At 67.7% G+C, this 19,975-nt stretch carries 20 protein-coding genes; 12 read left to right on the top strand and 8 right to left on the bottom strand.

What is annotated here, in order from left to right; all coding sequences use genetic code 11:
• Positions 1-1,716: a bifunctional ribonuclease/(p)ppGpp synthase gene (gene relZ, locus B1790_RS16415; RefSeq protein ID WP_079924334.1), complete on the bottom strand. Its 1,716-nt coding sequence runs from the start codon at positions 1,714-1,716 to the stop codon at positions 1-3.
• Positions 1,717-1,756: 40 nt separating this feature from the next.
• Here relZ and purB point away from each other — a divergent pair, with 40 nt between their 5' ends.
• Positions 1,757-3,175 carry an adenylosuccinate lyase gene (gene purB, locus B1790_RS16410; protein WP_079924333.1) on the top strand — a complete coding sequence of 473 codons (1,419 nt, stop codon included), beginning with the start codon at positions 1,757-1,759 and terminating at the stop codon, positions 3,173-3,175.
• Entirely contained in the window at positions 3,172-4,374 is a 1,203-nt protein-coding gene (locus B1790_RS16405) for a cytochrome P450 (protein ID WP_079924332.1), read from the top strand. The genes purB and B1790_RS16405 overlap by 4 nt, the downstream gene beginning before the upstream one ends.
• 7 nt (positions 4,375-4,381) lie before the next feature.
• Here B1790_RS16405 and B1790_RS16400 read toward each other — a convergent pair whose 3' ends face one another.
• Positions 4,382-5,242 (bottom strand): DUF559 domain-containing protein, encoded by an 861-nt coding sequence (locus tag B1790_RS16400; RefSeq protein WP_079924331.1) that lies wholly within the window; start codon positions 5,240-5,242, stop codon positions 4,382-4,384.
• A gap of 105 nt (positions 5,243-5,347) precedes the next feature.
• A complete protein-coding gene (locus B1790_RS16395; protein WP_079924330.1) occupies positions 5,348-5,962 on the bottom strand; it encodes a hypothetical protein in 615 nt (204 codons plus the stop codon).
• A 40-nt stretch (positions 5,963-6,002) separates the two neighbouring features.
• On the opposite strand from B1790_RS16395, the gene B1790_RS16390 reads away from it, so the two are divergent.
• From B1790_RS16390 to B1790_RS16370, 5 genes are all read left to right on the top strand, one after another.
• The gene (locus B1790_RS16390) at positions 6,003-6,893 is read left to right on the top strand and encodes a phosphoribosylaminoimidazolesuccinocarboxamide synthase (RefSeq protein ID WP_079924329.1); all 891 of its coding nucleotides are present in this window, start codon (positions 6,003-6,005) and stop codon (positions 6,891-6,893) included.
• Positions 6,890-9,019 carry a S9 family peptidase gene (locus B1790_RS16385; RefSeq protein ID WP_079924328.1) on the top strand — a complete coding sequence of 710 codons (2,130 nt, stop codon included), beginning with the start codon at positions 6,890-6,892 and terminating at the stop codon, positions 9,017-9,019. The genes B1790_RS16390 and B1790_RS16385 overlap by 4 nt, the downstream gene beginning before the upstream one ends.
• Positions 9,016-9,504, top strand: a complete 489-nt coding sequence (locus B1790_RS16380) for a glutathione peroxidase (RefSeq protein ID WP_079924327.1) — start codon at positions 9,016-9,018, stop codon at positions 9,502-9,504. The genes B1790_RS16385 and B1790_RS16380 overlap by 4 nt, the downstream gene beginning before the upstream one ends.
• A gap of 70 nt (positions 9,505-9,574) precedes the next feature.
• The gene (locus B1790_RS16375) at positions 9,575-10,288 is read left to right on the top strand and encodes a DUF2334 domain-containing protein (RefSeq protein ID WP_079924326.1); all 714 of its coding nucleotides are present in this window, start codon (positions 9,575-9,577) and stop codon (positions 10,286-10,288) included.
• A gap of 23 nt (positions 10,289-10,311) precedes the next feature.
• The gene (locus B1790_RS16370) at positions 10,312-11,958 is read left to right on the top strand and encodes an FAD-binding dehydrogenase (RefSeq protein WP_079924325.1); all 1,647 of its coding nucleotides are present in this window, start codon (positions 10,312-10,314) and stop codon (positions 11,956-11,958) included.
• On the opposite strand, the gene B1790_RS16365 is transcribed toward B1790_RS16370, so the two are convergent.
• Together B1790_RS16365 and B1790_RS16360 are read right to left on the bottom strand one after the other, a co-directional pair.
• On the bottom strand, positions 11,955-12,575 hold the full coding sequence (locus B1790_RS16365; RefSeq protein ID WP_233165153.1) for a hypothetical protein: 621 nt from the start codon (positions 12,573-12,575) through the stop codon (positions 11,955-11,957). The two genes, B1790_RS16370 and B1790_RS16365, sit on opposite strands and share 4 nt — an antisense overlap.
• Before the next feature lie 29 nt (positions 12,576-12,604).
• Positions 12,605-13,255, bottom strand: a complete 651-nt coding sequence (locus B1790_RS16360) for an MBL fold metallo-hydrolase (RefSeq protein WP_079924324.1) — start codon at positions 13,253-13,255, stop codon at positions 12,605-12,607.
• A gap of 73 nt (positions 13,256-13,328) precedes the next feature.
• Here B1790_RS16360 and purS point away from each other — a divergent pair, with 73 nt between their 5' ends.
• Entirely contained in the window at positions 13,329-13,568 is a 240-nt protein-coding gene (gene purS, locus B1790_RS16355) for a phosphoribosylformylglycinamidine synthase subunit PurS (RefSeq protein ID WP_056560322.1), read from the top strand.
• Positions 13,565-14,239, top strand: coding sequence for a phosphoribosylformylglycinamidine synthase subunit PurQ (gene purQ / locus B1790_RS16350; protein WP_079924323.1), 675 nt, complete (start codon positions 13,565-13,567; stop codon positions 14,237-14,239). The genes purS and purQ overlap by 4 nt, the downstream gene beginning before the upstream one ends.
• A gap of 24 nt (positions 14,240-14,263) precedes the next feature.
• On the opposite strand, the gene B1790_RS16345 is transcribed toward purQ, so the two are convergent.
• The 3 genes from B1790_RS16345 to B1790_RS16335 all read right to left on the bottom strand — a co-directional run bounded on the left by B1790_RS16345 (position 14,264) and on the right by B1790_RS16335 (position 17,111).
• Entirely contained in the window at positions 14,264-14,881 is a 618-nt protein-coding gene (locus B1790_RS16345) for a sigma-70 family RNA polymerase sigma factor (RefSeq protein ID WP_079924322.1), read from the bottom strand.
• 374 nt (positions 14,882-15,255) lie between these two features.
• A complete protein-coding gene (locus B1790_RS16340) occupies positions 15,256-16,053 on the bottom strand; it encodes a family 1 encapsulin nanocompartment shell protein (protein WP_079924321.1) in 798 nt (265 codons plus the stop codon).
• Positions 16,050-17,111, bottom strand: coding sequence for a Dyp-type peroxidase (locus B1790_RS16335; RefSeq protein WP_198952024.1), 1,062 nt, complete (start codon positions 17,109-17,111; stop codon positions 16,050-16,052). The genes B1790_RS16340 and B1790_RS16335 overlap by 4 nt, the downstream gene beginning before the upstream one ends.
• Positions 17,112-17,120: 9 nt before the next feature.
• Here B1790_RS16335 and B1790_RS16330 point away from each other — a divergent pair, with 9 nt between their 5' ends.
• From B1790_RS16330 to B1790_RS16320, 3 genes are read left to right on the top strand one after another with little or no spacing between them, the layout of a single operon-like run.
• Positions 17,121-18,377 carry a M18 family aminopeptidase gene (locus B1790_RS16330; protein ID WP_079924424.1) on the top strand — a complete coding sequence of 419 codons (1,257 nt, stop codon included), beginning with the start codon at positions 17,121-17,123 and terminating at the stop codon, positions 18,375-18,377.
• Between the two features lie 16 nt (positions 18,378-18,393).
• Positions 18,394-18,741 (top strand): VOC family protein, encoded by a 348-nt coding sequence (locus B1790_RS16325; protein WP_079924320.1) that lies wholly within the window; start codon positions 18,394-18,396, stop codon positions 18,739-18,741.
• A 22-nt stretch (positions 18,742-18,763) separates the two neighbouring features.
• On the top strand, positions 18,764-19,966 hold the full coding sequence (locus tag B1790_RS16320) for a cation:proton antiporter (protein WP_079924319.1): 1,203 nt from the start codon (positions 18,764-18,766) through the stop codon (positions 19,964-19,966).
• Positions 19,967-19,975: the final 9 nt, after the last annotated feature.

The raw sequence follows: 19,975 nt of genomic DNA, 5'->3' as shown, positions 1-19,975 counted from the left end.
TCAGCTTGCAGCCGTCAGCTTCTCGAGCCGAGCCTGGAGCTGAGCGACCCGGTGCGCGTTGCCGGTGAGGCCCACGTAGCGGTCGCCGTAACGAGCCAGCAGAGCGTCGTCGAGCCGGCGCACCGCACCGGCTGGGTAGCGGTAGTCCATCTTCTCGTTGACCGCGTCGGTGTCGAGGCCGGCGAGCAACTCGTCGAGTTCGTCGAGCGAGTCGATCCCGAGTTCCAGCAGGAGTCCCGAGATCCACGCGTAGTGCTCGGTACGCGACCAGCCCGCGTCGGGGAAGCGGTTGCCCAGATAGGTCGCCAGCACCGGGGTGCCGATGCGCGGATCGTCGGACTGCTCGGACCGCGCCGCAGGTGGCGAACTCTTCAGGCGCTCGCGGATGGCGGAGAACTCCCGGTCGGCCAACTCCAACAACCCCGCCGCGAGGGTGAACCGCCGGTCCAGATCGGGGGCGTCCTCCTCGGGGATGGAGCCCTTGTAGCGGATGTCGTGCTCGAACTCGGCCCACGCGTGCTGCAACACCGTTCGCACCTGGATGGACGCGGGCTGCTGCTCACCCTCGACGGCGACCACGAGATGCCTGCTGGCATAACCCCATCGGCCCTCACGTGCTGTCTCCTGACCCATGTCGCGATCGTCGAGGAGCTGCATCTCCTCGGCCAGCAGGTTGGCGACGGTGGTGACGTCGTCACGCAGGAACGTGATGACCCGCAGCCCAATCTGGTCGGTGAGCTCGGAGAGCGGATCGGTGTAGAGGCGTCGGCCGTCCACGCTGCGGTCGGCCTTCTCCGCGAAGGACGCCACACTCTTGGTCCGCGCCGTCACGTTCAGATAGTTGATGCCTGCGTCGTCGAGCAGCGTCGTGACCAGATGGAGGTAGCGGTCGGTGGCTCCGACGAGCGCCGGCCGTCGGGCCGCGTACTCCGTGATGGCGTCGCGCACCGCACCCGGAGTCGGCTCTTGCGGCGCCGGGACCAGGTCGGGTGGCAGCGTCGGGGTGATGGTCGCCCCCGTCTCGGCGTCACCGTAAACCGTCACGTCCCCGGGCCTGCGGGTGGCGAACAGCGCGACGTAGGCGCACAGCACCGCGTCGACGGGATCTTCGGCCCTGCGCAGGTCGCTCTTGCGCTCGGCGGTCTCCACCGCGTGCCGAAGTGCGATCCAGCCTTCGTCGTCGGTGACCCGCAACGGCGGCGTCGCCTGGGCAAGCGTCCCGATCAGATCCAGCAGCCGCAGTAATTCGGACCGCAACTGAGCGACGCTGCGACCCGGCTTCGACTTGTACTTCAACGTCCGGCCAAGCCGGAACAGCACCACCGTCGCCGGATGCGGATACACCTCGACGGCCCGCCGCGGCGACGAAGAATTCGGGTCGATGTCGAGGTCCAGCGCGCTGGCGATGCGGGCCGCCCGCGGTATGCCGGCGAACTCGGGCTTACCGGTGTTGGTGGGATGCGCGCCGGCTTCGAACTTTGCGAAGTCGCGGTTGAGCGCCGCCTCGCTGGGCCGCTGACCAGTCGGATTGGTCACGACGAGCGGCGCGTCGAAGGCCACCAGGCAGTCGTCCTCGACGTACGGCGCGATCGCCGCCCTGATGCTGGCGTCGTCCTGCGCAACGCCGACGTAGACCAACCGGCCGTCGTCGTCGACGACGGCGACGCCCGTTGGCTTGCGCTCACCCCACGCGAGGTCCAGGCCGACGAAGTACATCGGTCTAGCTTGCCTCAGCCGGGTCGTAAGCTGTGTATCCGTGACGATTCCGAATGTCCTGGCCACGCGCTACGCCAGCGCGGAGATGGTGGCGATCTGGTCGCCAGAAGCCAAGATCGTCGAGGAACGGCGACTGTGGATCGCCGTCCTTCGCGCGCAAGCCGAGCTGGGCGTCTCGGTGCCCGACGGCGTCATCGCCGACTACGAGCGGGTACTCGATCAGGTCGACCTGGCCTCCATCAACGAACGCGAACGCGTCACGCGACACGACGTGAAGGCACGCATCGAGGAGTTCAACGCCCTCGCCGGGCACGAGCACGTGCACAAGGGCATGACGAGCCGCGACCTCACCGAGAACGTCGAGCAGCTTCAGATCCGACGCTCGCTGCAGCTCGTCCACGCGCACGGCGTTGCGGTCGTCGCGCGGCTGGCCGAGCGCGCGGAGCTGTACCGCGATCTCGTGATGGCGGGGCGTTCGCACAACGTCGCGGCACAGGCGACGACGCTCGGCAAGCGGTTCGCCTCGGCCGCCGAGGAGATGCTGATCGCGCTGACCCGGCTCACCGAGCTGATCGACCGCTACCCACTGCGAGGCATCAAGGGGCCGATGGGCACCGCTCAGGACATGCTCGACCTGTTCGACGGCGACACCACGCGACTGGCCGCATTGGAGCGCCTCGTCGCCGACTTCTTGGGCTTCACCGACGTTTTCACCAGCGTCGGGCAGATCTATCCGCGCTCACTCGATCACGACGTGCTCTCCGCGCTGGTGCAACTCGGAGCGGGGCCGTCGTCGCTGGCGCACACCATCCGGCTGATGGCGGGCAACGAACTCGTCACCGAGGGTTTCGCGCCAGGGCAGGTCGGCTCGTCGGCGATGCCACACAAGATGAACAGCCGGTCCTGCGAACGGGTCAACGGTCTGCAGGTGGTGCTGCGGGGTTACGCGTCGATGGCCGCCGAACTCGCAGGCGCGCAGTGGAACGAAGGCGACGTGTTCTGCTCGGTGGTGCGACGCGTCGCCCTGCCCGACGCGTTCTTCGCGCTCGACGGTCAGATCGAGACGTTCCTGACCGTGCTCGACGAATTCGGCGCCTACCCTGCCGTCATCCAGCGCGAGCTCGACCGCTATCTGCCGTTCCTGGCGACCACCCGCATCCTGATTGCTGCCGTCCGGGCAGGCGTCGGGCGCGAGACGGCGCACGAGGTCATCAAGGAGCACGCTGTCGCCGTGGCGCTGGCGATGCGCGAACACGGTACGGAGCCAGACCTTCTCGACCGGTTGGCCGCCGACCCGAGGCTGCCGCTGGACCGCGCGGCACTGGATGCGGCGCTGGCGGACAAGGCCGCGTTCACCGGCGCGGCGGGCGCGCAGGCCGACGCGGTCTCGGCCGCGGTCGAGGAGCTGGTGAGCAGATATCCCGAGGCGGCGGCGTACACCTCGGACGCCATCCTGTGAGCTTGGCGGCGGTGGACTTCACCGACCTGGACAACTTCGCGGCGGGCTTCCCGCACGAGTTGTTCGCGGTGCACCGCCGCGACGCCCCGGTGTACTGGCACGAACCGACCGAGCACACCCCCGACGGCGAGGGCTTCTGGTCGGTGGCGACGCATGCGGAAAGCCTTGCGGTGCTTCGTGATCCGGTGATGTTTTCGTCGGAGACGGGTGGCGCCCGGCCCTATGGCGGCACCCTGCTGCAGGACCTGCCAATCGCCGGTCAGGTGCTGAACATGATGGACGATCCGCGGCATGCGCAGATCCGGCGGCTGGTGAGCTCCGGGCTGACCCCACGGATGATCGGACGCGTGGAGGACGACCTTCGGTCCCGCGCCCGACGGTTGCTCGACGACGTGGAGCCGGGCCGGCCCTTCGACTTCCTGGTCGACGTGGCCGCGGAACTTCCGATGCAGATGATCTGCATTCTGCTGGGAGTCCCGGAGTCCGAACGGCATTGGCTGTTTCACGCCATCGAGCCGCAATTCGACCTGGGTCGCACGGCGAGTGCCGACGACGGGGCGCGGATGTACGCCTACGGCGCCGAGTTGGTCGCCGCCAAGCGGGCCAATCCGACCGACGACATGCTGTCGGTCGTGGCCAACGACGAGGCCTGCGGTCTCAGCGAACTCGAGCTGTACCTGTTCTTCAGTCTGCTGTTCAGTGCAGGCGCAGAGACCACGCGCAACGCGGTCGCGGGCGGGCTGCTGGCGTTGATCGACCATCCCGACCAGATGCAGCTGTTGCGTTCCTCGCCGGATCTGCTGCCGACGGCGGTCGAGGAGATGGTGCGGTGGACCTCGCCGTCGCCGTCCAAGCGGCGGACGGCGACGCGCGACGTGCTGCTCGGCGGGTTCGAGGTGGAGGCCGGGCAGAAGGTGCAGGTCTGGGAGGGCTCGGCGAACCGTGACGAGTTGGTCTTCGCCGACGCGGATGTCTTCGACGTGACGCGAACGCCGAACCCACACTTGGGCTTTGGGCAGGGTGTGCACTACTGCCTTGGTGCGCACCTCGCGCGTCTGGAGTTGCGGGTGCTGTTCGAGGAGCTGTTGAGCAGGTTCGCATCTGTGTCGTTGGCGGGGCCCGTCGAGTGGACGCGGAGCAACCGGCACACCGGCATCCGCTCCCTCCCCGCGCGATTTGGGGTTGCAAAGGAGCGGTGACCGCTCCTCAACCACCACGAATCGCGCGGCGGATCTCGGCGAGCACGCGTTCCGGGTACTCGACGAGGTCCAGCCAGGTAAACCGGAGGACCTGATAGCCCGCCAGCGCAATCGCGTTCTGCCTGCTCCGGTCGCGTTGAAACGTGTCGGCGTCGCTGTGAAAGGCAAAGCCGTCGATTTCGATGACCACCCTTTCGTCCCGAAAGAGGATGTCGACCTCATAACCAGCAATCTGACGGTTGACTGTCCAGCCGGTGATCCCCGACGTTCGTAGGAGTCGCACCAGCGTGCGCTCTGCCTCCGACCGGGCGCCGTCATCTGCTGCCTGCAGGAGTCGACGTGCGGCCGGCGAACCATGTCTGCCCTTGTTGCGTAGGTGAGCCGACCACAGCGCGGGCAACTGTGTATGTCGCTGGAGTGCTCGATCGAGCAGTTTCGGTCCGCCGCCGCGGCGGGTTGCGGCCTCCACGACGGTCAGAGGCAAAGTAGTAACGCGTAGACCATCGCGCTCGACGACGTCCATCGGCGCGAGGTCGCGGCGTCGCGTACGGACGCCTTCACGATCGACACGATGTGCAGACCTCGGCACGGTCACTTCAACTACGTCGGGTGCAAACTGCGTGACGCCGTGCCACCACGCCGCGGCAAGGCCGCTTGCAGCAGCGTCGGAGCCGTGACCCCAGACGGCGGCCCGTACACGTGCTGCGTCACTGAATGTCCGGTCGTCGACGAAGAAGACGCCGGGCGAACACCGACGCCATCGACCGGACCGCACTCGGCGATTTACGGCATGCCGGCTCAGCCCGGCTGCGCTGGCTTGGGCGAGCGTCACGACGCCATCGTGTCGCCGGAGGAGGTCATCTATCACGTCATCTTGGACGGCGGCGGGTAGCGCCGGGTTCCACTTGCGACTTGCGTGCTTTCAGGAGCGGTCAGCGCAACAAATCGCACACAAATCTCCGGGGGGGGGGGGCTACTTGCGGCGGATGCCCGAGGACCGCAGCTCGAGGTTCGCCAGGCCCCTGATCGCGATCGCGTCGTCGCGGCGCCAGGCGCCGACGGGATCGATGCTGACCGCCGCGAGCTTGGCGAGCGGGCGATTGGCCAACGCGCGCAGCGCCAACAACTGCTCACCGGCGGGTGTGGCGGCCAGGGTCAGCGCCGTCCACTTGCGGCGGAAGAACCGGATGCGCAGCACCAGCCACGGCAGCGCCACGAAGAGGATTGGCGGCGCCGCGACCGCCAGACCTAGCACGACGGCCAACCAGGTCGCGGTGCTGTCGAGACTGTGGCCTGCGCCGGCGATGTCCAACGCCGCCCGACTGGCGGCCCGCAGCGGCTTGCTCAGCGCCTCACCGATCAGCGGGACGTCGTCGGTGCTGTCGCCCGCGGAGTTCAGGTTGTCCGAGACCCCGGTGGCGCCGTCGTTGAGTTGGCGGCCCACCGCGGCTATCGAACTCACCGCGGAGTGCACGGCCAGCCCGACCAGCACCCACACGATGGTCCACACGACGACGACGGCGTCGCTGGTCAACTGGGCGAGCAGCCGGCCGGGGGTGGTGGCGTACGGCACGTAGCGAGAGCTCATGGGTGTGATCCCAGCACAGATGGACCGATAGTCTTGGCCGATGCGCCCAGCTCTGACCGACTACCAACACCTGGCCAGCGGCAAGGTTCGCGAGTTGTATCGCATCGACGCCGATCATCTGCTGTTCGTCGCGAGCGATCGCATCTCCGCCTACGACTTCATCCTCGACAGCGAGATCCCCGACAAGGGCCGCATCCTCACCGCGATGAGCGTCTTCTACTTCGACTTCCTTGACACCCCCAACCACCTGGCGGGTCCGCCCGACGACGAGCGGATTCCGGCCGAGGTGCTTGGCCGTGCGCTCGTGGTGAAGCAGCTGGAGATGATGCCGGTCGAGTGTGTGGCCCGCGGCTACCTCACCGGGTCCGGCATCGTCGACTACCGCGCGACCGGTGCGGTCTGCGGTATCGCACTCCCCGAGGGGCTGACGGAGGCCAGCAAGTTCGCCGAGCCGCTGTTCACTCCCGCCACCAAGGCCGAGCTGGGCAGCCACGACGAGAACGTCAGCTTCGAGGCGATCGTCGAGGTGGTCGGCGCCGAGCGCGCCGCCCAATTGCGCGACCTGACGCTGAACATCTACCGCGAAGCCGCCGAGCACGCCCTGAGCAAGGGCATCATCATCGCCGACACCAAGTTCGAGTTCGGGGTCGACGAGGACGGGCAGATGGTGCTGGCGGACGAAGTCTTCACCCCCGACTCGTCGCGCTACTGGAGGGCCGACTCGTATGAGGAAGGTGTCGTCCAAGCCAGCTTCGACAAGCAGTTCGTCCGTAACTGGCTGACCGGGCCCGACTCCGGTTGGGATCGCGGCGGCGACACCCCACCTCCGGCACTGCCGCCCGACATCGTCGACGCCACCAGGGCGCGTTACATCGACGCGTACGAACGCATTTCCGGATTGAAGTTCGCAGACTGGATCGGAGCCAAATGACCGGCACACCGCCGATTGCCAAGCGCGTCGAGCACCGCCGCGAGCATCACGGCGACGTCTTCGTCGACAACTACGAGTGGCTGCGGGACAAGTCCGACCCCGAGGTGATCGCCTACCTGGAGGCCGAGAACACCTACGCCGACGAGCAGACCGACCACTTGGAGTCGTTGCGGCAGAAGATCTTCGACGAGATCAAGGCCCGCACCAAGGAAACCGACCTGTCGGTGCCGACCCGCCGCGGCGAGTGGTGGTACTACGGGCGCAGCGTCGAGGGCAAGCAGTACGGCATCCACTGCCGTTGCCCAGTCGCCGATCTCGGGGACTGGACGCCACCGCAACTCGACGAGAACGAGCCCGTACCAGGGGAGCAGGTACTCCTCGACGAGAACGTCGAAGCCGAGGGCCACGACTTCTTCTCACTCGGCGCGGCGTCGATCAGCGTCGACGGTCACACGCTCGCCTTTTCGGTCGACGTCGTCGGCGACGAGCGATACACCCTGCGCTTCAAGGACTTGCGCACCGGAGAGTTGTACGACGACGTGATCGAGGGCATCGGCGCGGGAGCGACGTGGGCCGCCGACAACCACACCGTCTACTACTCGACGCTCGACGACGCGTGGCGCCCGGACACCATCTGGCGTCACCGCCTCGGAGCCGGCGTGCCGGCCTCCAAGGTCTTCCACGAGCCCGACGAGCGGTTCTGGGTCGCCGTGGGCCGCAGTCGCAGCGACAAGTACGTGTTCATCGCCGCCGGTAGCTCGGTGACCTCCGAGGTGTTCTACGGCGACGCCGCCGACGGAGAGGCCGAGTTCGTCTCGATCCTGCCGCGGCGCGACGGCGTCGAGTACTCGGTCGAGCACGCCGTCGTCGGTGGCGAGGACCGCTTCCTGATCCTGCACAACGACGGCGCCGAGAACTTCATGCTGGTGGAGGCGCCGGTCAGCGATCCGTCGGCGTTCCACACGCTCATCGAACACCGCGCCGACGTCCGCCTCGACGCCGTCGACGCGTTCGACCGCCACCTCGTCGTCAGCTACCGAAGCGACGCGCTGCCGCGAATTCAGTTGTGGCGCATCGCCGAAGACGGCACCTACGGTGCGCCCGAGGAGATCACCTTCGAGACGGAGCTGACGTCGTCTGGCCTGTCGGGCAATCCGAACTGGTCGGCGCCCGTGCTGCGGGTGGGGACCACCTCGTTCATCGTTCCGGTGCGCGTCTACGACGTCGACCTGGCGACCGGTGAACGGACCCTGCTGCGCGAACAGACGGTCCTCGGCGACTATCGGCCCGAGGAGTACGTGGAACGGCGGGACTGGGCACTCGCCCCCGACGGGACGCGGATCCCGCTGTCGGTCATTCACCGTGTGGGCCTGACGTTTCCGGCCCCGACGTTGCTCTACGGCTATGGCGCCTACGAGTCCTGCGAGGACCCGCGGTTCTCGATCGCACGCCTGTCCTTGCTCGACCGGGGCGTGGTGTTCGCGATCGCCCACGTCCGGGGTGGCGGCGAGATGGGCCGGCCGTGGTATGAGCACGGCAAGATGCTCGAGAAGAAGAATACCTTCGTCGACTTCGTAGCCGCTGGAGCACATCTGGTGGGCACCGACGTCACCCGGCCCGAGAACCTGGTGGCGATGGGCGGCAGCGCCGGCGGCCTGCTGATGGGTGCGGTGGCGAACATGGCTCCGGAGCTGTTCGCTGGCATCCTCGCCCAGGTGCCGTTCGTCGACGCGCTCACCACGATCCTCGATCCCTCACTGCCGCTGACGGTTACCGAGTGGGACGAGTGGGGCAACCCACTGGCGAGTGAAGAGGTCTACCGCTACATGAAGTCCTACTCGCCGTACGAGAACGTGGAGGCCAAGGACTATCCGGCGATCCTGGCCATGACCTCGCTCAACGACACCAGGGTGTACTACGTCGAGCCAGCGAAATGGGTTGCGGCGCTGCGGCACAGCAAGACCGATGCCCACCCGGTGCTGTTGAAGACCGAGATGAGCGCCGGGCACGGCGGGATCAGCGGACGCTACGAACGCTGGAAGGAAGCGGCGTTCATGTACGCCTGGGTGCTCGCGACGGCCGACCGGGACCACCACGGCGCCCAGCCGGTAGCGTCACGCCCATGAGCCTCACCGACATCTCGCTGACCACCCTCGACGGCACGCCGACGTCACTGGCCGAATTGGCCGACGGACCAGTGCTCGTCGTGAACGTCGCCTCCAAGTGCGGTCTGACGCCGCAGTACACCGCGTTGGAACAGCTGGCCAAGGACTACGGCGACCGCGGGCTGACCGTGCTCGGGGTGCCCTGCAACCAGTTCATGGGGCAGGAACCGGGCACCGCAGAAGAGATCCGGAAGTTCTGCTCCACCACCTACGGTGTGACGTTCCCGCTGCTGGCGAAGGTCGACGTGAACGGGGCCGACCGGCACCCGCTGTATGCAGAGCTGACCAAGGCGGCGGACGCCGAAGGCGAAGCGGGTGACGTGCAGTGGAACTTCGAGAAGTTCCTCCTTGCGCCGGGTGGCGAGATCGTCAACCGCTTCCGGCCGCGAACCGAGCCCGACGCCCCCGAGGTGATCAGCGCCATCGAGGCCGTGCTGCCGCGGTAACCCCAAGACGTCAACTCCCACGCACGCGGACGACACCTTCTGCACACCTGACGTTGCGATACTGCGATGCGTGGCTGGAGAACTCATCGTCTCGATCTCCGGGATTACCGACCGCACGCTGACCGACGCCCAGGCGTTTCGCGACGAGCTCGCCGCGCGGAACGTGCCTGCGTCGTTCCTCGTAGCACCCCGTCGGAAGGGCGGCTACCGGCTCGACCGGGACGCCCACACCGTGGAGTGGCTGACGCGGCGTCGCGCAGAGGGCGACGCCGTCGTCCTGCACGGCTACGACGAGGCCGCCACCAAGAAGCGTCGAGGTGAGTTCGCCAGTCTGCAGGCGCACGAGGCCAACCTGCGGCTGATGGGTGCCGACCGCGTCCTCGAGCACCTCGGACTTCGGACCAGGCTGTTCGCCGCGCCGGGCTGGACGTGTTCGCAAGGAACTCTCGTCGCCCTGCCCCGCAACGGGTTTCGTCTTGTCGCCGAGCTTGGCGGCATCACCGACCTGGTCCGTGGGACGACGTCGAGGGCCAGGGTCGTCGGGATCGGGGAGGGCTTCCTCACCGAAACGTGGTGGTGCCGGACGCTGGTGCTCTCCGCCGAGCGCACCGCCCGCCGCGACGGCACCGTCCGCGTCGCCGTGTCCGCCGGGCAGCTGCGCCGACCCGGCCCGCGCCAGGCGATGCTTGACGCGGTAGACCTCGCCCTCCTGCACCGATGCGTGCCCGCGGTGTACCGCTGGGCGCCAAAACCGGTGCTGACGGACGTGACGGACGCCGCCTGACTCGAGGCGGCTAACGTGGCCTCATGGCCGATGTTGACGTCATCGTGGTCGGAGCCGGTCTCGCCGGTCTGGTCGCCGCCTGCGAAGTGCTGGACAAGGGACGCACGGTCCTGATCGTCGACCAGGAGAACGCCGCCAACCTCGGCGGACAAGCCTTCTGGTCGTTCGGCGGGCTCTTCTACGTCGACAGCCCCGAACAGCGGCGGCTGGGCATCCGCGACAGCCACGAGCTGGCGCTGCAGGATTGGCTTGGCACGGCGGGATTCGACCGCCCAGAGGATCACTGGCCGCGGCAGTGGGCACACGCCTACGTCGACTTCGCTGCGGGGGAGAAGCACAGCTGGCTGCGCGAGCGCGGCTTGAAGACCTTCGCGCTCGTCGGCTGGGCCGAGCGGGGCGGCTACGACGCTCGCGGGCATGGCAATTCGGTGCCCCGCTTCCACATCGCCTGGGGCACGGGCCCAGCCATCGTCGACGTCTTCGCCCGACGACTGCTGGCGGCGGGTTCGCGGGTGCGATTCGCCCACCGGCATCGCGTCGACGAACTGATCGTCGACGCCGGTGCGGTCACCGGGGTGCGCGGCGCGGTGCTGGAACCGTCGAGCGCGGCCCGTGGTGTCGCATCGTCACGAAACGTTGTCGGTGAATTCGAATTTCGGGCGCCTGCCGTCATCGTGGCCAGCGGAGGCATCGGCGGCAACCACGATCTGGTCCGCAAGAATTGGCCGGCGAGGATGGGCCGGGTACCCAGTCAACTCCTGAGCGGCGTCCCCGCCCACGTCGACGGCAGGATGCTCGGCATCACCGAGTCCGCCGGGGGCAACCTGATCAACCGTGACCGGATGTGGCATTACACCGAGGGCATCACCAACTACGACCCGATCTGGGCCAGCCACGGCATCCGGATTCTGCCGGGACCGTCCTCGATGTGGCTCGACGCGACGGGCCGGCGCCTTCCCGCCCCGCTCTATCCGGGCTTCGACACCCTCGGCACGCTCGAGTACATCGCGAAGACCGGCCACGACTACACGTGGTTCGTCCTCAACGCGCGCATCATCGAAAAGGAGTTCGGGCTCTCGGGGCAGGAGCAAAATCCCGACCTGACCGGGCGCAGCATTCGGCAGGTGCTCTCCCGCGTCAGGCCCGGCGCCCCGGCGCCCGTGCAGAGGTTCGTCGACCGCGGCGTCGACTTCGTCTCGGCGACGACGCTGCGTGACCTCGTCGGCAAGATGAACGACGTCCCCGACGTCGAACGCCTCGACTACGACGTCGTGGAGGCGGAGGTCACCGCTCGCGACCGCGAAGTCGCCAATCGGTACACCAAGGACAGCCAGATCACCGCGATCCGCGGCGCCCGCAACTACCTACCCGACCGGGTGAGCCGGGTCGTGGCGCCCCACCGGATCACCGATCCGAAGGCGGGTCCGCTGATCGCGGTCAAGTTGCACATCCTGACGCGAAAGTCGTTGGGCGGGTTGGAGACCGACCTCGACTCACGGGTGCTCAAGGCCGACGGCGCGGCGTTCGACGGGTTGTACGCCGCGGGCGAGGCGGCTGGCTTTGGGGGTGGCGGAGTGCACGGCTACCGGTCGCTGGAGGGCACCTTCCTCGGCGGCTGCGTGTTCTCCGGCCGGGCCGCTGGCCGGGCTGCCGTGCGCGACAACGGTTAGCGAGCGGGCAGCTCGATGGTCGTCGTCACCGACACCATCTGAGGGGTCTTCGGCGCCGAGGAGAAGCCGAACCGGACGGGCGGGTCCAGCGGTGCGAGCCCGCCGAGGTCGACACCGCGAAAGATGCCGTCCACCAGTATTATTCGTCTGCTTCGGCGGACGCCGTAGTACTCCCGGCGGCCGTTGCCCGCCGAACCGTACGTGCGCACCCCCGGAATAAGGCGGGACGCGACGGGATCGACGACCCGCAGCCACGCCGGTGCCGTGGCGAGCCGGCCCGGCACCAACCGGAGTAATCGGTCGAACGGTGCGGGGCCACCCAACCTGCCCGCCAGGACGAGTCCCGGCGCCGCGACCGAAAGGGCGCCTGCCACGTGGTCCACGGTGACGGGGCCGATCTCGGTTGAGTCGAAGGTGTATGTGTCCGAGACGAATTCGGCGATCTCCTCGGACGGTGCCAGCAAGGTGCGGTGCCCGTCGGCGGACTCCACCATCACGTCGGCGAAGCGGCCGAACGGGGATTCCAGCCACGACCCGACCACCATTCTGACGCCAGCGCCCGTCCCGAAGCCGGCGATGTGACCCGTGAACGTCAGCCGTCGCTTCGCTCGCCCCACGACATTCTCCCGTCGCTTCGCTCGCCCCACTAAATCTCCGTCCCGTTCTCCTCATCCAAGACCCTGAAGTCGGTGTCGGTCATCTCCGACAGGCGCCCGTAGTAGACGCCGCGGGCTTCCTTGGCCACCACCGCCTGGTGGATCGGCACGGCCCGCGTCGGGGCGACCGCTCGCAGGTAGTCCACCGCCTCGGAGATCTTCATCCAGGGCGCCGCAGCCGGGGTGGCCAACACCTCGACGGGCTCACCGGGCGCATAGAGAGCGTCGCCGGGGTGCATCAGCCGGGCGGCATGCCCTTCGTCGCCGATGAGGTACGACACGTTGTCGATCACCGGGATCTCGGGGTGGATGACCGCGTGAGTGCCGCCGACACCGCGGACCGCGAGGTGGCCGACGGTGAACGCGTCGCCGGCGTTGACCGCCTGCCAGGCGTCGCCGAGTTGGGCCGCCGTCATGGGGTCGGCGTACAGAGCGGCCTGCGGGTTGGCGTCCAACAGTGCAGGTAGACGCTCTACGTCGACGTGATCGGGGTGTTGATGGGTGACGAGGATGGCCGAGAGCCCCGTGACTCCCTCGAAGCCGTGGGAGAAGGTGCCCGGGTCGAACAGAACGGTGGTTTCGGAGTCGCCCTCGCGAAAGCTCGCTAGCAGGCAGGAGTGGCCGAAGTGTGTCAGTTGCATGGCTCCATTGTGGCCCGATACGTCCCGGTAGAGTGAGCCCCGAGCAATCAACTTCTCAGGACAGGAGCCGCGCGTGGCCCGCGTCGTAGTGCACGTGATGCCCAAAACGGTGATCCTCGACCCTCAGGGTCAGGCGATCGTCGGAGCCTTGGGCCGCCTCGGCGTGTCAGGCGTCTCAGATGTCAGGCAGGGCAAGCGATTCGAGTTGGAGGTCGACGACAGCGTGAGTGATGAGACGTTGTCCGAAATCGCCGAGTCGCTGCTCGCCAACACCGTCATCGAAGACTGGACCGTGACCCGGGAGGAAGGGTGACCGCCAGGGTTGGCGTCGTCACGTTCCCCGGGACGCTCGACGACGTCGACGCCGCCCGTGCCGTGCGTCTGGCCGGGGCGGAGTCGGTCAACCTGTGGCACGCCGACGCCGACCTCAAGGGCGTCGACGCCGTCGTGGTGCCCGGCGGGTTCTCCTACGGTGACTACCTGCGCTGCGGTGCGATCGCCAAGTTCGCGCCCGTGATGGGTGAAGTCGTCGCGGCAGCAGGTCGGGGCATGCCGGTCCTCGGCATTTGCAACGGCTTTCAGGTGCTCTGCGAGGCCGGACTGCTGCCAGGTGCACTGACCCGCAACGCCGGTCTGCACTTCGTGTGCCGCGACGTGTGGCTGGAGGTGGCGTCGACGTCGTCGGCGTGGACCACCCGCTACGAGAAGGGCGCCGACCTGCTGGTGCCGCTGAAGTCCGGCGAAGGCCGCTTCGTGGCGTCCGAAGACGTGCTCGACGAGTTGGAGGGCGAGGACCGCGTCGTCTTCCGCTACCGCGAGAACCTCAACGGATCGCTGCGCAACATCGCCGGCATCAGCTCGGCCAACGGCCGGGTCGTCGGCCTCATGCCGCACCCCGAGCACGCCACCGAGGCGCTGACCGGTCCGTCCGACGACGGGTTGGGGCTGTTCTACTCCGCGCTGGATGCGGTGCTCGCCGCGTAATTGCCGATCAACGCGTCGCCCGGCTCAGGCGGACCTCCGCGCCTCGCACTCATCGGCACGGCAGCGCTCAGTCAGTCTGGCGCGCAGTTCGCGTCGACCTCGGAAGAGGCGCGATCCCACTGTGCCGACTGGGATCTGGAGTATCTCGGCAACTTCGGTGTTGCGGTAGCCCTGTACGTCGGCGTAGTAGACGATCTCGCGCAAGTTGGGCGGGAGATCACTCAACGCAACTTCGGCCTCGCTGGGCACCGACTTCAAGGCCTCTGACTCCGCGGACGGCATACTGCCCATGACGACGGCCTGGCTGGCCGTCTGTGGGTCGGTCAAATCGCCGTGGAATTGCTCGGCCGGGCGGCGTAGCGACAACCGGTGCCGGTCCACCCACGTGTTCGCCATGATGCGGTACAGCCACGCCTTGACGTTCGATCCCTCGCGGAACGTCTCGAACGACACGTAGGCCTTGATCATGGTCTCCTGCACCAGGTCCTCGGCATCTGACCGATGGTGGGTCAATCCGATGGCGTGGCCGAGCAGAGTGGCGGAGTGCGGGATGACCTCATTGACAAACCTGGCGGCCAGAACGTGGTCGACGGGCTCCGGCGCTACGGCTTCGGCGTTTACGGACGGATCTGAACGCAGCATCGGCCGGTCCCCTTCGAGATGTCCGCCCCTGTGGAGGGCGGCGGCGAGTGCAAGCGTCTCGGTGCCGACGAGGTGGACCCACCGACGTAGGGGGACAACCAGATAATTGACCGGACGCGCAGCTCGGATGAAGCGGGCGCGCTGAGTCGGCTTCGCCGTTGGAGTCGATCGGCACCTGCTTTGACGAATTCAATGCTCGTCGCAGCTGCTGATCCTCGCGTGAAGATTCCGTGGAGATCGGATGGAGATCGACGGGGCCCGCGCCCGCCAATGTGACCTACGCCAGCGTGCACGAAGTGGCATTGCGCCGCGGCGTGTCGGCCGCAGACACGCACACTCGCGGGGAGGCGCGGGGAGGCGCGGGGAGGGCCGGTCTACGGGGTCAGCGCGACCGAAGCCTCTGCCGTGTAGCAGAGGAACGTCAGCGTCTCCTCGAGGTACAGCTGCACGCTCTGGGCGTCGTGCGACAGGTAGCCGATCGACACGTCGGTACCCAGCTGGAGGTCGAAGTCACCGCCGCGGGTGGACAGCACGAACGCACCGTCAATCGCTGGAGCCCAGATGATTTCGCCGTCGACGAGCCGGTTGAGGTGTTCGCGGATCGGATAGCCGTGCGCGGTTGTCTCGCTGACCTGGGTGTAGACGTCGGCCGACAGCAGCACGCAATAGGGACCGTCGACGCCGGCCAGCCGAAGTTCCGACAGTGCCTGGGAGATGACGTCGGGGATCTCCTTGGGGTCCGACGGCAGCGCAAGAGCGGTGTTGGAGCTGCACTTGCGGATGCCGTCGATGGACGCGTCCTTGTAACCCTCGAAGATCGCCCGGTCCTCGGCGAATGCCAACTGCTTCGCAGCTGCCTTCACCGGGTCCCAGTCGGAGTCCTGCGAGCCGCGCTCCACGTCGTCGATGTCGGTGCGGGCGATGGTGAACGGCGCACGAAGCCGGACCAATGGCCGGCTTTCGCGGAGGTGTGCCACGACGCCTTCGCCGGGCGGCGCGACGTCGACGAGGTGACCGGTGCTCACCGAGGCCTTCGCCGGACCACCGGGTGCGCTGACGTCGACGACGCGTCGTCCGGCGATGTGGCGCTTGAAGGTTCTGGTGGCCTCCAATTCGATTTCGCCCCAGGCTTCGTCGGTGATCGGTGCCAGTTCGCGGTACAGGTTGTTCATTGGGGTTGTCCTTTCAAACTGCCGATCGACAGCGAGCCGGTGGGAGCGAGGGATGCAGAAGTCGTTGCGGCCGAGAATGTTTCGGGCAGCGGCGGTGGGTCGTCGAGGAAGTCCGCGGTCGGCACGAAGAACATGGTGCCGGTGACGGCGGTGGAGAAGTCCAGGATGCGGTCGGTGTTGCCCGGCGGATCGCCGATGAACATGTTGCGCAGCATCCGCTCGGTGACCGCGGGAGTCCGTGAGTAACCGATGTAGTACGTCCCGAATTCGGCCTTGCCGACTTCGCCGAACGGCATGTTGTGCCGCAGGATCTTGAGCTCGTTGCCCTCGTCGTCGGTGATGACGTTGAGGGCCAGGTGCGAATTCGGGGGCTTCACGTCGTCGGCCAACTCGATGTCGTCGAGCTTGGTGCGGCCGATCACGCGCTCCTGAGCTTCGGTGGACAGCGCGTTCCACGAGCTCATGTCGTGAAGGTACTTCTGCACGTGGACATAGCTTCCGCCGGCAAAGTCGGGATCCTCGTCGCCGATCTGGGTGGCGTTCAAGGCGATTGGGCCGTCGGGGTTCTCGGTGCCGTCGACGAAACCCATCAGGTCGCGGTTGTCGAAGAACTTGAAGCCGTGCACTTCGTCGACGACGGTGATGGCGCCTGCCATCGCGTCGACGATCCGCCCGGCCAATTCGAAGCAGACGTCGAGGGAGTTCGCTCGGATGTGGAACAGCAGGTCGCCCGGAGTCGACGGTGCGTGGTGGCGGGGGCCGTCGAGCGCGACGAAGGGGTGCAGTTCCGCGGGGCGCGGACCGGAGAAGAGCCGATCGAACGCGTCGGAGCCGATGGAGGTCACCACGGACAGCTGTTTGGACGGGTCGCGAAAGCCGATCGCCCGCACCAGACCCGAGATGTCGCCGAGCGCGTCGTGCACGACGTCCTCGCCTCCCCCGTCGAGGGTGGCGACGAGGAAGATGGCGGCGGGCGTCAGGGGCGCCAGCACCTTCTGCGGCTGCGGATCGGACACATCAGGGACCCTAGCGTCAAGATCACCGACGGCACCGGTCAAGATGAAAAGATGGCAGCTAGCCCCCAGGGATTGTGCGACTTCATCGACGCTTCGCCGTCGCCGTTCCACGTGTGCGCGACCGTGGCCGAGCGTCTGCGTGCGGCCGGCTACCTCGAGCTCTTGGAGGGGGAGTCCTGGCCGTCGGGCAGTGAGGGCTACTTCACCGTCCGCGCCGGTTCGCTGGTCGCCTGGAAGGCAGCCGCCGACGGCGCGCCGTTCCGCATCGTCGGCGGACACACCGACAGCCCCAATTTGCGCGTCAAACAGCATCCCGATCGGGTCGTCGCCGGCTGGCAGGTGGTCGCGCTGGAACCGTACGGCGGGGCGTGGCTGAACTCCTGGCTGGACCGTGACCTCGGGATCAGCGGCAGGCTGTCGGTCCGGAAGGGCAATGCGGTCGACGACGTGTTGGTGCGCGTCGACGATCCCGTCCTGCGGGTGCCGCAGCTGGCAATCCACCTGTCCGACGACCGCAAGGGCGTCGAGCTGAACCCGCAGCGCCACGTCAACGCCGTCTGGGGCGTGGGCGACCGGGTGCGCCCGTTCGTCGACTGGGTCGCCGAGCACGCGGGCGTCGACCCCGGCGCGGTGCTGGCGGCCGATCTGATGACCCACGACCTGACGCCGTCGACGCTGGTGGGCGCCGACCGCGAACTCGTCAGTGCGCCACGCCTGGACAACCAAGGCACCTGCTACGCCGGGCTGGAGGCGTTCCTGGCCGCGGACCCGCGGCGCTACATCCCCGTGCTGGCGCTGTTCGACCACGAGGAGGTCGGGTCGACGTCGGACCACGGCGCCCAGTCCGAACTCTTGCCGACGGTGCTGGAGCGCATCGCCCTGACCGGCGGCGACGGGCGCGAGGGCTTCCTGCGTCGACTCTCAGGTTCGATGGTCGCCTCGGGCGACATGGCCCACGCGACCCATCCGAACTATCCGGAGCGGCACGAACCCGGTCACCTCATCGAGGTGAACGGCGGCCCGGTGCTGAAGGTGCACCCGAACCTTCGCTACGCCACCGACGGCAGGACGGCGGCGGCCTTCGCACTGGCCTGCGCGCAGGCCGGGGTGCCGCTGCAGCGATACGAGCACCGCGCGGACCTGCCGTGTGGGTCGACCATTGGGCCGATGACGGCGGCGCGCACCGGAATCCCGACCGTCGACGTGGGTGCGGCGCAGTTGGCAATGCACTCGGCCCGCGAACTGATGGGCGCGCGCGACGTGCAGGCCTATTCCGCCGCATTGCAGGCCTTCCTGTCACCGGTGTGAATTACCTTCTTCAGGCATGAGTCTCGAGATTGCGACCGTGACGTTCGATTGCGAGGATCCCGACGCGCTCGCCGCCTGGTGGGCGGGGGTGTTGGGAACTGAGGTCAACGCGGTGGTGCCGGGTGAGTTCGTCCTCGTACCCCGCGAGGGCGGCGCCGCTCTCGGCTTCCAGCGGGTGCCCGACCCGACGCCCGGCAAGAACAAGGCGCACCTCGACCTGCACGCCGCGGACATGGAGGCCGAGGTGGCCAGGGCCGTCGAACTCGGCGCCAGGGAGGTGGAACGCAACAGCTTCGGTGACGACTTCCGGTGGGTGGTGCTCGCCGATCCGGAGGGCAATGCCTTCTGCATAGCGGGCGGATAGCTCACCGGGCAGGATCACCGTCGTGTTGCTGTCGCTGATCGCCATCTCGCTCCTGTTGGCCGTGTGGGCCCTCTCGGCTCGCCGCATGGAACGGTGGCGCATCACGCCCCCGCTCTTCCTGCTCCTCGCCGGCGCAGTCGTCGAATACACCACCCACGGCTCGCTGGCCGACACCCTCAACTCCGAGACCGCCGAGCAGGCCGCCAAGATCGTCCTGGCGGTGCTGTTGTTCGTCGACGCCAACGCGATGCGCGCCGGGCTGTTCGGCGAACATCCACGCTCGGCCTTCCGGATGCTGTTCGTGGCGTTGCCGATCAGCGTGGGAATCGCCGTCCTGCTCGGCCTGTGGCTGCTTCCCGGCCTGTCATTGGCGACGGTGGTCGTCGTCGCCTGCATCGTGGTGCCGATCGACTTCGCCCCCGCACAGTGGATCGTGCGGCCAGGGGGTCTTCCGGGTCGAGTCAGCGATTTGCTCAACGTCGAGGCCGGGCACAACGACGGCATCCTCTCGCCGATCTTCCTCTTCGCCCTCGCCGTGGCCGATCAGCACGTCGAGGCGGGCTCGGTGTGGGACGAGCTTCGCGAGGCGCTTCCCCACTCGGCGAAGGCGATCCTGGTCGGGTTCCTGGTGGGCGCCGGGCTCGCGCTGGGCGCCAACCTCGCCGAGCGCAAGAACCTGATGACCGACCAGTCCCGGCGGGTGCTGGTGGTGGCTGCGCCGGCCGTGGCCTACACGCTGGCCATCTGGTGGCACGGCAACGGCTTCGTCGCGGCGTACCTATGCGGCGTCGCGTACCACTACTACCGCCAATCGAGTGACGCCGAGCGTGAGTTGGAGTTGATCGAGGACCTCGGCTTCCTGCTGACGGCGATGATGTGGTTCGTCTTCGGCGGCGTGGTCCTGATCGCCTATTGGCAGGCCGATCTCACCGTCGGGATCGTGGCGTTCGGCCTCTTGGCGCTGACACTCGTGCGGATGCTGCCCGTCCTGTTGGCCATGTTCGGCTCGAAGTTCACGTGGCCGGAACGGGTCATGCTGGGCGGCTTTGGTCCACACGGCGCGGCGGTGATCGTCTTCGGGCTGTTGGCCTACAACGTGCTCGACCCACCCGTGGAGGACACCATCCTGCTGATCGTGGTCGTCGTGGTGCTGGGCAGCGTCGTTTTGCACGGTTTCGGGGGGCCCGTCGCGGCGCGGGCGCTCGCCGGTCGGCAGAGCGAATAAACTACTGAG

It is taken from the genome of Mycobacterium sp. AT1 (genome assembly GCF_002043095.1).
GTDB lineage: Bacteria > Actinomycetota > Actinomycetes > Mycobacteriales > Mycobacteriaceae > Mycobacterium.
This window is presented reverse-complemented; position numbering and strand designations above follow the sequence as displayed.